Genomic DNA, 14,808 nt, shown 5'->3' on the forward strand with positions numbered 1-14,808 from the left:
GGCTTATCAGTCTCTTGCTCGTTCAACAGGCGAGGATGCCTGATCCTCGCCATTAGATAGGGTTATTGGCACTGCTTTTCAATAAAGGGGTTGGTATTGCCCTGCAGCTTGCCGATGCGACGGTTGCGCTCGCACTCCCAGCCCTCGGCCGGGTACTGGCGATCCCAGGCTTCGAACAGTCTACGCTGTTGCGCGGCAAGGCGCAGCCCATACTGCTGGCTCATGTAGAGGTAGGCGCGGGCGATCTGGCCGCGTACCGGCCCCTTGGGCGGCTGTACCCGACGATCCTTGAAGTCCACCAGCATCTGGCACTGGCCGTATTGATCCGGCTTGCCGTTCCAGTCGGAGAAGCGGAAGTTGGCGCGATCGCCGTTCACCTCGCCGATAGCGGGGTAGAGGTTGTGCATGTCCCCTTCCATCTTGTTGAACTCGTCGCTCTTGCCGCAGTTTTTGCGGCCTCCTTCCTGCCAGCATTTGAGCTGGTGGCCAAACTCCCAGGCGGGCACCACGTGTTCCCACTCGATGCGGGCGGCGCGCTTGGGTTGCTTGCGCGGTTCATAGCCGCAGCTGGCGAGATCCGGGCTCATTTTCCTGCCCTGATAGTCGATGTCGCAGCCACAGTAGAAGCTGGTGACGGCGGGTTGGGTCTGGTAGAGCCTGACCAGATCCTGCTTGGCTTCGCGAAAGGTCTGGGCATGCAGGGGGGCGCTGAGCAGCGGCAAACCGGCCAGCAGGGTCAGAGTGAGGGACAACAGCGGACGAAACATGGAGATCCTTGAAAATAAAGCAGTTTAACGTAACGAAGCGGGCACCCTAGCACAGAGGTGCGACACAGGCTGGCTTATTCCGTCTGGGCCCGTTCCAGTGCCGTATGGCAGCGGCGACAGTGATAGCGGGCCTCGCCGCGCATCACCTTGTTGTGGCGACGGATCGACAGCTGATGCAGCTGGCACTGACAGCGATAGGGCACGGTCGGCTGTGCCAGTACCGCGAGATCGAAGCTGTGGGTGGTTCTGGGCTCAAGGTTGAACACTTCCCGCATTACCGACTGCCACTGCCTGCCGTGGGGCAGTACCCGCGCCTTGCCGCGCCCTTCACCCCAGAGGGCATAGACCAGCAGGTGGGCGACCTCGTGGGGCACCACCTCGGCCAGAAAGGCCTGCTGGTTGGCCTGATAGAGGGCGGGGTTGAAGCGCAGTTCCCAGGTTTGCAACCGTGCCGACCCGGCCGCCCGGCCCCGCATGTTGCAATGAATGCGCGGGCGGGGGAAGGTTCGGCCAAGGCGTGCCTCGGCCCGGGTGAAGCAGGCGTCAACGCGTTGATGGAGCAGGGATTCTAGCTGGGCAGACATGGGACTTCCGGTGGTCGGCAGACAAGCAAAAGGGGAGCCAGGCTCCCCTTTATATCACAACCGTGAGCCTTACAGGCCGGCGGCAGCGCGCAGCAGCTCGGCCTTGTCGGTCTGCTCCCAGGGGAACTCGTTGCGACCGAAGTGACCATAGGCGGCGGTAGCCTGGTAGATCGGGCGCTTGAGATCCAGCATCTCGATCAGGCCATACGGGCGCAGCTCGAAGTGCTCGCGCACCAGCTTGACCAGCAGATCCTCGGCCACCTTGGCGGTGCCGAAGGTCTCGACGCTGATGGAGGTCGGCTCGGCCACGCCGATGGCGTAGGAGACCTGCACTTCACAACGATCAGCCAGGCCGGCGGCAACGATGTTCTTGGCCACGTAGCGGGCAGCGTAGGCGGCGGAGCGGTCAACCTTGGACGGATCCTTGCCGGAGAAGGCGCCACCACCGTGACGGGCCATGCCACCGTAGGTGTCGACGATGATCTTGCGACCGGTCAGACCGCAGTCACCCATGGGGCCGCCGATAACGAAACGGCCGGTCGGGTTGATGAAGTATTTGGTGTCCTTGGTGATCCACTCTTGCGGCAGCACCGGCTTGATGATCTCTTCGCGTACCGCTTCCACCAGGTCGCTGTGGCTGATGGAGTCACAGTGCTGGGTGGAGAGCACCACGGCATCCACGCCCAGGATCTTGCCTGCGTCGTCGTAGGCGAAGGTCAGCTGGCTCTTGGCATCCGGACGCAGCCACGGCAGGGTGCCGTTCTTGCGTACTTCGGCCTGGCGCTTGACCAGCAGGTGGGAGTAGGTGATGGGGGCCGGCATCAGCACGTCGGTTTCGTTGGTGGCGTAGCCGAACATCAGGCCTTGGTCACCGGCGCCCTGCTCCAGCGGGTCGCTGCGGTCAACGCCCTGGTTGATGTCAGGGGACTGCTTGCCGATGGCGTTCAGCACGGCGCAGGAGTCGGCATCGAAGCCCATGTCGGAGTGGGTGTAGCCGATTTCGCGCACGGTATTACGCACGATCTCTTCGATATCGACCCAGGCAGAGGTGGTTACTTCACCGGCCACCATGACCATGCCGGTCTTGACCAGGGTCTCGCAGGCGACGCGCGCCTTGGTGTCTTGCTGGAGAATGGCGTCCAGCACCGCATCGGAGATCTGGTCCGCGATTTTATCGGGATGGCCTTCGGAGACCGACTCGGAAGTAAACAGCTTTGCCATGATGAAATTCTCAGTTTGTCCGGGTTATCGCCAGTGCAATAACCGGGTGATATTGGGATGACTGTAGAGGTATCTACATCTGGACGTCTATTCTAGTTAGCGCCCCCCTTGAATGCCAGTACTATTTTCCCGCTACCGGCCAGATTGGTTTCTTATGACGCCCCGCTATCTCCAAAGGGATGGAGATCAAACGTTTGCAGCCGGTTTGGGCCGCCAACCCAAGGCGAGAAAAGCGATTGTCCTCCCAAAGCCACTTTATTCATCCAGATAACATTTGCACGGCGCGCGCCCTGCTGGGACAATAACGCGCCTTAATCTTGGCCATCAAATGAAGCAATCGCAGGAGATACAGATGCCTTCTCGTAAAGAGCTTGCCAATGCCATTCGTGCATTGAGTATGGATGCCGTTCAAAAAGCCAACTCCGGTCACCCGGGCGCCCCCATGGGAATGGCGGATATCGCCGAAGTATTGTGGCGCAGCCACCTGAAACATAACCCGAACAACCCCAAGTGGGCCGACCGCGACCGTTTCATCCTCTCCAACGGCCACGGCTCCATGCTGCTGTACTCCCTGCTGCACCTCTCCGGTTATGACCTCTCCATCGATGATCTGAAAAACTTCCGCCAGCTGCACTCTCGCACCCCGGGTCACCCGGAGTACGGCTACGCGCCGGGCGTCGAGACCACCACTGGTCCGCTGGGTCAGGGCATCACCAACGCCGTGGGCATGGCGATCGCCGAGAAGGCTATGGCCGAGCAGTTCAACCAGCCGGGTCACGACATCGTTGACCACTACACCTACGCCTTTATGGGCGACGGCTGCCTGATGGAAGGTATCTCCCACGAGGCTTGCTCCCTGGCCGGTACCCTGCAACTGGGCAAGCTGATCGCGTTCTGGGATGACAACGGCATCTCCATCGACGGTCACGTGGAAGGCTGGTTCACCGACGACACCGTCAAGCGCTTCGAAGCCTACGGCTGGCACGTTATCCCGGCCGTTGACGGTCACAACCCGGAAGCGATCAACGCCGCCATCGAAGCCGCCAAGGCCGAGACCGGCAAGCCGACCCTGATCTGCTGCCGCACCATCATCGGTTACGGCTCCCCGAACAAGTCCGGCTCTCACGACTGCCACGGTGCACCGCTCGGCAACGACGAGATCGCCGCTGCCCGCGCCTTCCTGAAGTGGGACCACGCACCGTTCGAGATCCCGGCCGACATCGCCGCCGAGTGGAACGGTCGCGAGAAGGGCGCTGCGCTGGAAGCCGACTGGGCTGCCAAGTTCGCCGCCTATGAAGCCGCTCACCCGGCGCTGGCTGCCGAGTTCAAGCGCCGCAGCGCTGGCGAACTGCCGGCCAACTGGGCTGCAGAATCTGCCAAGATCATCGAAAACCTGCAGGCCAACCCGGCCAAGATCGCCACCCGCAAGGCCTCCCAGAACGCTCTGGAAGCCTTCGGCAAGTTGCTGCCGGAATTCATGGGTGGCTCCGCGGATCTCGCTCCGTCCAACCTGACCATGTGGTCCGGTTCCAAGTCCCTGACCAACGACGATGCCTCCGGCAACTACATCCACTACGGTGTACGCGAGTTCGGCATGTCCGCCATCATGAACGGTATCGCCCTGCACGGTGGTTTCATCCCCTACGGCGCCACCTTCCTGATGTTCATGGAGTACGCCCGCAACGCCCTGCGTATGGCCGCCCTGATGAAGCAGCGTTCCATCTTCGTTTACACCCACGACTCCATCGGTCTGGGTGAAGATGGCCCGACTCACCAGCCGGTCGAGCAGATCGCCTCCCTGCGTCTGACTCCGAACATGAGCACCTGGCGCCCGTGTGACCAGGTAGAGTCTGCCATCGCCTGGAAACACGCCATCGAGCGTACCGACGGCCCGACCTCTCTGATCTTCTCTCGTCAGAACCTGGCCCAGATGGACCGCACTGCCCAGCAGCTGGCCGATGCCGCCAAGGGTGGTTATGTGCTGAAAGATTGCGCCGGTACCCCGGAGCTGATCCTGATCGCCACCGGTTCCGAAGTGGAGCTGGCCGTGGCCGCCTATGAGCAGCTGACTGCCAAGGGCCGTGCCGTGCGCGTTGTCTCTCTGCCTTGCACCGACGTATTCGACGCTCAATCCGCCGAATACAAGGAATCCGTCCTGCCGGCGGCCGTCACCAAGCGTGTGGCTATCGAAGCGGGTATCGCCGACTACTGGTACAAGTACGTGGGCTTTGGCGGCAAGATCATCGGCATGCGCTCCTTCGGCGAGTCCGCGCCGGCCGAGCTGCTGTTCAAGGAATTCGGCTTTACCGTGGAAAACGTGGTTGCGACCGCTGAGTCCCTGTAACAGTCCCTGTAATTCCTGACCATTGGGCCGCTCTGGCCCAATAGCCGGAACAACAAAACGCCCTCCATCGCAAGATGGGGGGCGTTTTTTATGGTTTGAAATATACAATTAAAAATTTGTTATAACTGCTTATATAGTGAGTTATTCTTCAATTTAATTTTTAATTGCTCGGAATATAGTCATGGAAGCATGGGAAAAGTTAACAAATCCAAAGAAGTTGCGAGAGAACTTGATGAGCGCTTCTGTATATATTTCATCATATGAAATGTGTAAAGATTTCATTATATCAAAACCAAGAGACTTTTTTACTGATAGCTGGGAAATCAATGGTGAGACTCTGAGTGAGGAATATTCCAAGGATGTTATGTCTTTTGGTCGAAGCCCTCTTAAAGCATCATTGTTATGGTTCAAAGAACAAGGAGCTATAAGTGACATCGATATCGAGGATTTTGAAAAATCAATAGCACATCGTAATGAAGTTGCACATAATTTACCTAAATTTATATCAGAGCCAGACTATGAGGTTGATGTAGGCATTTTTAATAAAATGCTTGAGGTTACCAACAAAATTGGTGTCTATTGGATCATGAATTATGAAATATCAATCCACCCAGATTATTCAGGACAAGAAATAGATGAAAAAGGAATTCAAGTCGGAACCATTATGATGATCAAAATGATGATGCAGATTGCATTTGGTCAAGAGCCTGAAGAAGGCTACTATTATAATGAAATTAAAAAGGCAATAGATAAAAGATAAGCATTAAAAATTATTGTCTGTAGATTTGATTAGCCCGTAGGTTCGATTAGCGAAGCATAATCGGACGTTCGCGTTCTTTACGTCGATACCATAAAAGTAATATCCCTTCGTGTTACCAAAGAAGAGACCGGCCATCGGCCGGTCTCTTTTTATTATTTAACGCAACCTTACGCCTGCGGCGGGGTACTTTCTGCATTGGACATCACGGCATCCATCTGGATCAGGGCGCCTGCGGGCAGCTCGCGTACCGCGATCACGGTGCGGGCGGGCTGATAATCCGGGAAGTAGCGGGTATAGATGGCGTTGACCGCCTCCAGATCCTCGATACGGGCCAGCTGGATATTTACCTTGACGATATCGTCCATCACATGGTCGATGCTCTCCACAATCGCCTTGATATGGTTCAGGCACTGGGCGGTCTGCTCCTTGACGCAACCGGTCAGGATCTTGCCGGTGGCGAGATCGACCGGCAGCTGCCCGGCGATATGGTTGTAGTGGGAGAAGGCGACGGTCTGGGTGTGCAGGGGGCTGCGCGGTGCCTTGTCGGTATTGCGGGCGCGGATCACCAAGTTGTGTCTGTCTTCCACCAGCTGGGGCGGGGTGCCGTCACCGTGGGAGATGACCGCATCCATCTGCACCAGGGCGTCCATCGGCAGGGCAGAGGCGGCAATCACGCTGCGGGCCGGCAGATAGGCGGCGGCGCGGGCGATGGCGGAATCCGGGAAGAAGGTAGTGTAGACCTCGTTGACGGCATCCAGATCGGTGAGGTTTTTCAGATAGACGGTCACCTTGACGATATCGTCGAAGGGCACGTCGATCCCCTCCAGAATGGCCTTGATGTTATTCAGGCACTGGGCCGCCTGCTCCTTGATGCCACCGGCAACCAGCTGGCCGGAGGCTGCATCGATGGGCAGCTGGGCGCCGATGTTGTTGTAGTGGGAGAAGGCAACGGTCTGGGTGGAGAGGGCGCTTTGCGGCGCACGGCTGCTGTTGCGAGCCAGCTTCACCAGGGCGCAGGGGGCCTGCGGATAGGTGCCTTCGCCGTTGGAGATGATGGCGTCCATCTGAACCTTGGCGCCCAGCGGCAGGGCGGCTACCGCCAGGGAGGTGCGAGTCGGCACATAGCCCGGGAAGAATTCGCGATAGACCTCGTTGACCGCATCCAGTTCGGCGATGTCGCTGAGGAATACGGTGAGTTTCACCATATCGTCCATCACGTGATCGATGCTCTCGACGATGGCCTTGATATTGGTCAGGCACTGTCTGGCCTGCATTTTGACATCACCTTCGATCAGCTTGCCGGTGCGGGGATCGACCGGTAACTGGGCCGCAATATTGTTGTAGTGGGAGAAAGCCACCGTCTGGGTGTAGGGGCCCAGGCCCTGGGGGGCATTGGAGGTATTTCTGGCAGCCTTGATGATGGTGTCACTCATGGTGATATTCCTCGTTGTAATACTGGTTATCGATGTAGGGACAGGTTAACCCTCGCCAACGCCTTATCTATTTTGACGTCGCTCCTGCCTTGCCGTGTTTTATCTCTTTAATATTTACCCTGGCCCGCAATCACTGCAGGCATAAGGCTATAAAGGCAAACACAGGAGCCGCTGCCTCTATTTATGACCAAATCCATCAATTGAGGGATTTGATAAAAAGAAGCCCGGGCTGGGTTAATGATTTCAGACAGGGGAAATCCTATGAGGCGCGAACACGGGATGCAAACCGGGATCTCATTTCTATGAGATGGCTCAACGCGCTGAAATATAGCCAGATTGCGATTCAATTCACGGGCAGGAGGGGGACAAAGCGGGCTGAATGACTCTTAACACCAGGGCACATCAGCTATGGCAAGGCTCTCTCCTGGGTCGAATAGGGGGCGACTCTGTGAATAAAGCGTTAATAATATGCCGAAACCCGGCAGTTCATGCATTCAATTGTGCATAGATATGTATTTTCAGGATTTTTTAGGGGCTACCCAAACGCTGGAAAATATGCCTGCCTGCGTCAATAAAGATGCATCTGGAATATAATTCAGTGGCGCTGCATGGGCGACCTATAAGAGTGATATCGGTATTGTGCGTCCATGACGCACCAACAGGTGAAAAGGGCTCCTTTCTGATTGCCTTGGTAATAACGAAATATGCCATGAATTTGCAGCACCGAAATAAGCGGCCATCGCTCGGTTGCTGGCCAATCTGATCCGCCGAGTGGTACGCGGGGAACGGGTTGTTTCGGATTGGCTCTCATCCCCCGGCGTCCTGCTCGGCGATAAAACGATAAGGCGATAAGAGTGCCTTGAGGGGGAAAGATGCTCAGCGGGTTGAGTGTGAGCTGCGACAGAAGCGGCGGTGACTTGACAAGCCCTTCCCGTGCCACAAAATGCCGCCATGGCTGCACTCCCCGGGCGTTATATGGACACGGGGGCTGGGGGATATGGCGCATCATCTTGAAAAACTATCGCCTAACTGATTGTTTAAAAAATAGAAATGATCGAAGAGAGCAGCCGCTTGTCATTTTGTCGTAGCCGCCCGGCAACACAATGAATAACGGGAGCTGATATGCAATATGTTGCTTTTTTGATCGCCTGTTGATGGTGGTGTTGGTATGGTCATCAAAGGGTCTGCCGGATAGCACACAGAGTCCGGCACTCAACTGCCAGGAAGTTGGCCAGCGCGATCGCAATGCGGTCGCCCTTACCTGATGGTGGAGGGCTTATGTTGGGTTTTGTTCTGGGTGATATGTACTGTCAAGGGGGCTCGCACTCCTTGCCTCCCAAGCTGGGGAAACACTTCCCCATTCCCCTTGGTTATCAACTACATGGTCGCGTGTCGGCCGCCATCATGACCATAGAGACCCTGCTCAATACCCCTTACCCACAGAAGCGGTATCGGGAGCTGATCTATGGGGCCTATATCGAGCGCCAGCGTCTTTTGTTTGCCGAGCACGTCATCGTGGCCCGGCTGGAAGGGGACGAGGGACTGGCGCTCTCCATCGACCTCTCTTTTATCGCCACCGCGGTGCCTGTCGGTCTGATCGCCATCTCCGAGGAGCTGGCGCTGCTGACGGCGCCGCGTCCCAAGAAGGCTCACCCTCACTACGAGGTGCTGTGCAAGGTGATCGACTGTGTGGTGATGCTGATGTTCTATGGCAAGGTGATCCGCCAGCGCAATGCGGTGCTGGAAGACATAGGCCACCAGTTTGGCTATCGCCCGGCGCCCGATCTGACGGCGCGGATTGGCAAGGGGGAGGGGGACGATTACGAGGCTTTCATGGTCAATATCCTCACCTGCATCGCCCACTCGGGCTCCTTCAAGGAGGCGCTGGAGAACGGGGCCAGGATGGGGATACGGGAGCCCGCCTTTTTCTGCATCGTCGGCGCTATTGCCAGCACTCTCTGGGGAGTGCCCAAGTTGTGGGCCTACCAGGCTTCACAGCTGATCAATCGCTCTCACCCCTACTACATCCAGAACCTGATGCGCTGTGAGGCGCGCGCCGGCCTCAGCCAGGTCAATCTGGTGGCCCCCAGGCCGTCCCCGTTTGTCTGGCTGTGGCAACAGGTTGCTCGCCTGTTCAAGGACGCCGCTTAGGGCATCCTGATATCGAGCCCTGTGCTTACGCGGGATAGAGGGCGCCCAGCACGGCGGGGCGGCTGGCGCCGGTGACGGCGGGCAAGTTGCCGGGCAGGCGATGGATAAAGCGTTGCGCCAGCCAGGCGAAAGCGGCCCCCTCTACCCAGTCCGGGGCGATGCCCAGCTCGTCGGTGGTGGTGATGCGCCACCCGGGCAAGAGCGCCGCAAACTCCGCCAGCAGCGGGCCGTGATGGGCGCCGCCGCCACAGACAAACAGTTCGCCGTGCTCGGCCACTCCCTCAAGGGCCGGCAGCTGGCTGGCGATGCTGTGGCAGGTCAGTGCCTGCAGGGTGCGCTGCACATCGGCAGGGTCGTAAGCCTGACCCGCCAGTGCCTCGTCCAGCCAGGCCAAGGTAAACATCTCGCGCCCCGTGCTTTTGGGCCAGGGGGCGGCGAAGTAGGGGTGAGTCAGCAGTTGCGCGAGCAGCTCGGGGATAAGAGTGCCAGTGGCCGCCCAGCGGCCACCCGCGTCATAATCGCCCCCGTGCGGGTGATGGCGGCGATACCAGCCATCGAGCAGAGTGTTGGCGGGGCCGGTATCAAAACCGTATACCCCGTCGGCGCTGCCCGGCAGCACAGAGATATTGGCGATGCCGCCGAGGTTCAGCACCACTCGCAGGGCGCCGGGGCTGGCGAAGCGTGCCTGATGGAAGGCGGGCACCAGCGGGGCGCCCTGGCCACCGAGGGCCATATCCATGGTGCGAAAATCGGCCACTACATCGATACCTGTGAGGGCCGCCAGCAGGGCCGCGTTGCCGATCTGCAGAGTAAACCCGAGTTGTGGGCGATGGCGGATGGTCTGGCCATGGGAGCCGATGGCGCGGATATCGGCAGGGGTCAGCTTGGCTTTGGCGAGCAGGGCTTGGGTGGCGGCGGCAAATTCCCGGGCCACCAGGTTGTCGGCGACGCCCATGCGATCTATCTCGTTCTCGCCCGAGGTGCAGAGGGCATGCAGCTCGCGGGCAACCGGTGCCGGCCAGGAGTGGCAGAGCGCCGCCTCGACCTTAAGTCGCTCCCCGTCGATGGCCAGCAGTACGGCATCTATCCCGTCCATGCTGGTACCCGACATCAACCCGATATAGCGCTCACTCATGGCATCTCCTTGTATGACGGGAAACCTGGTCAGGGGTTACAGAGAGGAAGAGGGTGACACATGATGCCGGGGCCAGCTCCGGTGCCCGACATTGGCCCTGTATCACGTTCACTCATCTTGTCTCCCCGTGTGTCGCCTTCAGTCATGTGCCAAAGGCGCCAGATAAAAGTCCGGGGGCCATGCCCCCGTCGTTACTGTTAGTTGTCATCCGGCGGTAATGACCCGCCCGAGGCTCAATTGCCGCGGTTGCTTCGCTTGTTCTGGGCCAGCTGGATCTCGCTGCTGTCCAGCTTGGCCAGTTGTGGCGTCGCCAGTTTTTTGAAGTTGGCGAGCTCCCGTCCGGTGAGTGTCTCTGCCTGGGGCAGGGTGAGGGTACGCGGATTCTTGTGCACGCCGCCCACCACGAATTCATAGTGCAGGTGCGGACCCGTTACGCGGCCCGTGCCCCCCAGGGTGCCAATGGTCTGCCCCTGCTTCACCCGCTGCCCCTTGTTGACGGTGCGCTTGGTGAGGTGCAGGTACTTGGTCACATAATTGCCCGCATGCTTGATGAAGACATAGTTGCCGTTGAACTGGTTGTAGCCGGCGGCCACCACGCTGCCTGAGCCCGCCGCCATGATGGGGGTACCCACGGGCGCTACATAGTCGATGCCGTTGTGGGGGCGGATCTTGCCGGTTACCGGATGGAGGCGGCGCGGGTTGAAGTTGGAGCTGATGTATTTGAAGTTGACCGGCGCGCGCAGGAAGCTCTTGCGCATCGCCTTGCCCTGGGGCGTGTAGTAGTTGCCATCGTCATGGAGGACGGCGCGGTAGATCTCGCCCTGGTTGATGAATTCGGCGGCCAGGATATCGCCGGAGGCAACCCGCTCATCGTCGCGGAATTTCTCCTCATAGACCACCCGGAAGCTGTCCCCCGGCTGCAGATCCTGGGCAAAGTCGATGTCCCAGCCGAAGATGGCGGCCAGATCCATGATCTGATCCTCTGTCATGCCCGCCTCGACGGCGGCGCCCCAGAAGCTGGAGCGGATCTCCCCCTTGCTGACCAGCTCCCGGGTATCGAGGGCCATCTTGACGTTGCGGGCCACGAAGGTGTCATCCTGACGACTCACCTTGAGGGCCTGCTCCAGGCTATGAGGATAATAAAGGCTGTGCAGCTCACCGTTCTGGGTGAGCTTGAAGGTGAGCTCCTGGCCCGGCTGCAGCATGCGCAGCGGGTTGCTGCCCTCGAGCTGATCGATAAGGTGCAGGTCAGTGGTGCTCAGACCCAGGCGCTGGAAGATGATCCCCATGTTGTCGCCCCGGCGAACCTTGACCTGCTTGGTGATATAGGTCGGTTTGGGCGGGGTGACCGGCTGCTCCACTTGTGCAGTCAGCTCGGCAGGAGCGAAGGCCTCGTCGGTTTGCTCGCTCATGGCAATCTCGTTGCCGTTGTCATCGACCCGGGTGGCGACGGCCTGTTCACTGGGCCAGGCGATCAGCATCATGGTCAGGATGCTCAGGATAAGCACCATCTTGCGATGCCAGTGGGGAAGAGAATTGAAGGCGTGCCAAATAACCATGGAAGTTGATGCAGTCGAGCAGAATGGAAGGATTTTACAGCCTTTCCAATTGGCCCGCCATTCCAGTAATATGTCTGGCCCTGTGGAATCGTGATTGGAGTGTCAAAAAATGTCCCAGCTCGAGGTGGCGCTAGCCGAGATCAAGCGCGGAGCGGAAGAAATTCTGGTTGAAGAAGAACTGGTTGCCAAGTTGAAGGAAGGGCGCCCCCTGCGCATCAAGTTGGGCATGGACCCGACCGCTCCCGACATTCACCTGGGTCATACCGTGATCCTCAACAAGCTGAAGACCTTCCAGGATCTGGGTCACGAGATCATCCTGCTGATCGGCGATTTCACCGCCATGGTGGGGGATCCCTCCGGCAAGAACACCACCCGTCCACCGCTCTCCGAAGAGGCCATCAAGCACAACGCCCTCACCTATGCGGAGCAGGCGTTCAAGATCCTCGATCCCAAGAAGACCCGCATCGAGTACAACTCCAGCTGGCTGGGTGAGCTGGGCGCGACCGGCATGATCAAGCTGGCGGCCAAGCAGACCGTGGCCCGCATGATGGAGCGCGACGACTTCAAGAAGCGCTACAGCAACGGCCAGTCCATCGCCATTCACGAATTCCTCTATCCGCTGCTGCAAGGCTATGACTCGGTCGCCCTGAAGGCGGACGTCGAGCTCGGCGGTACCGACCAGAAGTTCAACCTGCTGATGGGCCGCGAGCTGCAAAAAGATGCCGGCATGGCCGCCCAGTGCGTGCTGATGATGCCGCTGCTGGTGGGTCTGGACGGCGTCAAGAAGATGTCCAAGTCCGCAGGCAACTACATCGGCGTGCACGACGCCCCGGGCGAGATGTTCGGCAAGATCATGTCCATCACCGACGATCTGATGTGGAACTACTACGAGCTGCTCTCCTTCCGCCCGCTCGCCGAGATTGAAGAGTTCAAGGCCGGCATCGCCGCCGGTACCCTGAACCCGCGCGACGTCAAGATCTGGCTGGCGAAAGAGATCATCACTCGCTATCACGACGAGGCGGCTGCCGAGGCGGCCCACGAAGATTTCACCCAGCGTTTCTCCAAGAACGCCATTCCGGACGAGATGCCGGAGGTCGAACTGGCGCTGGAAGGGGAAGGGCTGGCGATTGCCAACCTGCTCAAAGACGCCGAGCTGGTTGCTACCACTTCAGAGGCGCTGCGCATGATCAAGCAGGGCGCGGTCAAGGTTGACGGCGAGAAGCTGGAGGATGGCAAGGTGCTTATTGGTGTCGGCACCGCCGTCTACCAGGTCGGCAAGCGCAAGTTTGCCCGGGTGACCGTTAAATAAGCAGTGATCTGAACACCGCTGCCATGAAAAAGCCTCCCTTGTGGAGGCTTTTTTGTATCTGTCATTCACGGTCTTTGCCGAGCGTCAGCGGGCCAGCTCGATGGTGCGGGCCGCCGTTGCCACGGCTCGGCGCCGATGAGTTTGGGGTGCACAGGCACGCTTGAGGCGCAGCCACTCGCGCCACAGCAGCCAGCACAGCGGCGGGGTGAGCAGCAGCACGGTGGCGGGCTGGGCCATCAGTACCCCGTCTTTGCCCCACATCAGCGGCAGCAGGAAGATGAACGGCAGCAGCAACACCGTCTTGGCGATCGAGATGATCAGCGCCTGGCGGGTGCGCGCCATGGATTGCAGCAGCACTATGCCGAACATGATGACCCCCTCGAGCGGAATCGCCCCCAAGTTGAGCAGCAGGCTGCTGACCGCGGCATCGATGAGTTCGGGATCCTCCCTGCCGGTATAGAGCATGGCCACCTGCCGGGGCAGCAGCTGGATGGTGAGCCACACCAGCATGCCGTAGATAAGGGTGAACTTGAGGCCCATCTCCATCAGGTACTTGAGATTGCGATGACGCCTGGCCCCCGCTGCCTGGCTGATGAGGGGCTGGATACCGAAGGCGAGCCCTTGCAGGATCACGATAAAGACCGCCTCGGTGTAACCTGCCACGGTAAAACCCGCCAGATCCTTCACGTTGCCATGCACCATCAGCTGGCTGTTGTGCAGCATCAGCAGCAGTCCCAGGTTGAACTGGGCGATGAGGCTCGGCAGGCCGGTAAAGAGCAAGTTTGGCATGGCGGGAAGATGGGGCACCAGATCACGCCAGCCCAGCCGCAGCCTGGCATAGGGGGTAAAGAAGTAGCCAAGGCCGATGAGGCTCACCGTCCCCTCCGCCATCAGGGTGGCCTGGGCGGTACCGGTCAGGCCCAGCTCCAGCTTGGCCACCATCACATAGTTGAGGAGGATGTTGAGCACGGCGCCGGCGCTCACCAGCACCATGGCGAGCTTGGGGCGCCCGTCGTTGCGCAGCAGATAGGGCACAGCCAGGTTGCTGGCCAGCAGCAGGGTACCGCCACCGATCCAGTAGAGGTAATCGCTGGCCTGTTGCCAGGTCTCGGTGCCCTGCTCTATGCCAAGCCCCAGCAATATATCCGTGTGGGTGTAATAGAGCAGCACGGGAGCGGTCACCCCCAGCACCAGCAGCAGCCAGAGGGCATTGACCAGCGCCTGGCGTGCCAGCGGGATGTTCTTCGCCCCCTGCTGGAAGGAGATGGCGGTGGCCGCTCCCATGCTGATCATGGCGGCGAGACCGATCAGCACCATGATGACGGGGTAGACCAGGTTGATGCCGGCAAGGCCGGCGGCGCCGACAAAATGGCCGACGAAGATGCCGTCAATGAGGTAATAGGCACCGGATACCAGCATGGCGAGGATCGAGGGGAGGGCGTAGGCCCAGAAGCGGCGGGTCATGGCCCGTTGCCGCAATGTGAAATAGGCAGACATATCTGTTCTCTTGCGGAGTTCGATTATCGAGCAGACAGTCTAGATTAA

Annotated in this window: 11 protein-coding genes; 4 read left to right on the top strand and 7 right to left on the bottom strand. The window is 59.2% G+C overall.

The features are described from left to right. Nucleotides 1–62 precede the first annotated feature (62 nt). The 3 genes from I6L37_RS09945 to metK all read right to left on the bottom strand — a co-directional run bounded on the left by I6L37_RS09945 (nt 63) and on the right by metK (nt 2,572). Nucleotides 63–767 (bottom strand): endonuclease, encoded by a 705-nt coding sequence (locus tag I6L37_RS09945; protein WP_026458599.1) that lies wholly within the window; start codon nt 765–767, stop codon nt 63–65. Nucleotides 768–841: 74 nt separating this feature from the next. Next, nucleotides 842–1,351 carry a SprT family zinc-dependent metalloprotease gene (locus I6L37_RS09950; protein WP_216993928.1) on the bottom strand — a complete coding sequence of 170 codons (510 nt, stop codon included), beginning with the start codon at nt 1,349–1,351 and terminating at the stop codon, nt 842–844. A 69-nt stretch (nt 1,352–1,420) separates the two neighbouring features. Then, a complete protein-coding gene (gene metK, locus I6L37_RS09955) occupies nt 1,421–2,572 on the bottom strand; it encodes a methionine adenosyltransferase (protein WP_026457661.1) in 1,152 nt (383 codons plus the stop codon). Between the two features lie 352 nt (nt 2,573–2,924). On the opposite strand from metK, the gene tkt reads away from it, so the two are divergent. Both tkt and I6L37_RS09965 read left to right on the top strand, forming a co-directional pair. After that, nucleotides 2,925–4,916: a transketolase gene (gene tkt, locus I6L37_RS09960; protein ID WP_124240461.1), complete on the top strand. Its 1,992-nt coding sequence runs from the start codon at nt 2,925–2,927 to the stop codon at nt 4,914–4,916. Between the two features lie 181 nt (nt 4,917–5,097). Beyond that, nucleotides 5,098–5,676: a hypothetical protein gene (locus tag I6L37_RS09965; protein WP_216993929.1), complete on the top strand. Its 579-nt coding sequence runs from the start codon at nt 5,098–5,100 to the stop codon at nt 5,674–5,676. Nucleotides 5,677–5,843: 167 nt separating this feature from the next. Here the strand turns inward: I6L37_RS09965 and I6L37_RS09970 are convergent, their stop codons facing one another. Next, nucleotides 5,844–7,109 carry a RidA family protein gene (locus tag I6L37_RS09970; RefSeq protein WP_216993930.1) on the bottom strand — a complete coding sequence of 422 codons (1,266 nt, stop codon included), beginning with the start codon at nt 7,107–7,109 and terminating at the stop codon, nt 5,844–5,846. A gap of 1,278 nt (nt 7,110–8,387) precedes the next feature. On the opposite strand from I6L37_RS09970, the gene I6L37_RS09975 reads away from it, so the two are divergent. Further along, the gene (locus I6L37_RS09975; RefSeq protein WP_216993931.1) at nt 8,388–9,260 is read left to right on the top strand and encodes a hypothetical protein; all 873 of its coding nucleotides are present in this window, start codon (nt 8,388–8,390) and stop codon (nt 9,258–9,260) included. A gap of 25 nt (nt 9,261–9,285) precedes the next feature. Here I6L37_RS09975 and I6L37_RS09980 read toward each other — a convergent pair whose 3' ends face one another. Together I6L37_RS09980 and I6L37_RS09985 are read right to left on the bottom strand one after the other, a co-directional pair. Then, nucleotides 9,286–10,395: an anhydro-N-acetylmuramic acid kinase gene (locus I6L37_RS09980; protein WP_216993932.1), complete on the bottom strand. Its 1,110-nt coding sequence runs from the start codon at nt 10,393–10,395 to the stop codon at nt 9,286–9,288. A gap of 233 nt (nt 10,396–10,628) precedes the next feature. Further along, the gene (locus tag I6L37_RS09985) at nt 10,629–11,954 is read right to left on the bottom strand and encodes a peptidoglycan DD-metalloendopeptidase family protein (protein WP_216993933.1); all 1,326 of its coding nucleotides are present in this window, start codon (nt 11,952–11,954) and stop codon (nt 10,629–10,631) included. Between the two features lie 109 nt (nt 11,955–12,063). On the opposite strand from I6L37_RS09985, the gene tyrS reads away from it, so the two are divergent. Then, nucleotides 12,064–13,263, top strand: coding sequence for a tyrosine--tRNA ligase (tyrS, locus tag I6L37_RS09990; protein ID WP_216993934.1), 1,200 nt, complete (start codon nt 12,064–12,066; stop codon nt 13,261–13,263). 84 nt (nt 13,264–13,347) lie between these two features. Here the strand turns inward: tyrS and I6L37_RS09995 are convergent, their stop codons facing one another. Then, nucleotides 13,348–14,760: an MATE family efflux transporter gene (locus I6L37_RS09995; RefSeq protein WP_216993935.1), complete on the bottom strand. Its 1,413-nt coding sequence runs from the start codon at nt 14,758–14,760 to the stop codon at nt 13,348–13,350. Nucleotides 14,761–14,808 lie beyond the last annotated feature (48 nt).

This window comes from Aeromonas sp. FDAARGOS 1407 (assembly GCF_019048725.1).
Taxonomy (GTDB): domain Bacteria; phylum Pseudomonadota; class Gammaproteobacteria; order Enterobacterales; family Aeromonadaceae; genus Aeromonas; species Aeromonas enteropelogenes.

Excerpts from the sequence above, each read along its gene's own strand:
- I6L37_RS09945 (WP_026458599.1), bottom strand. The coding sequence starts at position 767 with ATGTTTCGTCCGCTGTTGTCCCTCACTCTGACCCTGCTGGCCGGTTTG.
- metK (WP_026457661.1), bottom strand. The coding sequence starts at position 2,572 with ATGGCAAAGCTGTTTACTTCCGAGTCGGTCTCCGAAGGCCATCCCGAT.
- I6L37_RS09975 (WP_216993931.1), top strand. The coding sequence starts at position 8,388 with ATGTTGGGTTTTGTTCTGGGTGATATGTACTGTCAAGGGGGCTCGCAC.
- I6L37_RS09985 (WP_216993933.1), bottom strand. The coding sequence starts at position 11,954 with ATGGTTATTTGGCACGCCTTCAATTCTCTTCCCCACTGGCATCGCAAG.
- I6L37_RS09950 (WP_216993928.1), bottom strand. The coding sequence starts at position 1,351 with ATGTCTGCCCAGCTAGAATCCCTGCTCCATCAACGCGTTGACGCCTGC.
- tkt (WP_124240461.1), top strand. The coding sequence starts at position 2,925 with ATGCCTTCTCGTAAAGAGCTTGCCAATGCCATTCGTGCATTGAGTATG.
- I6L37_RS09980 (WP_216993932.1), bottom strand. The coding sequence starts at position 10,395 with ATGAGTGAGCGCTATATCGGGTTGATGTCGGGTACCAGCATGGACGGG.
- I6L37_RS09995 (WP_216993935.1), bottom strand. The coding sequence starts at position 14,760 with ATGTCTGCCTATTTCACATTGCGGCAACGGGCCATGACCCGCCGCTTC.
- tyrS (WP_216993934.1), top strand. The coding sequence starts at position 12,064 with ATGTCCCAGCTCGAGGTGGCGCTAGCCGAGATCAAGCGCGGAGCGGAA.
- I6L37_RS09965 (WP_216993929.1), top strand. The coding sequence starts at position 5,098 with ATGGAAGCATGGGAAAAGTTAACAAATCCAAAGAAGTTGCGAGAGAAC.
- I6L37_RS09970 (WP_216993930.1), bottom strand. The coding sequence starts at position 7,109 with ATGAGTGACACCATCATCAAGGCTGCCAGAAATACCTCCAATGCCCCC.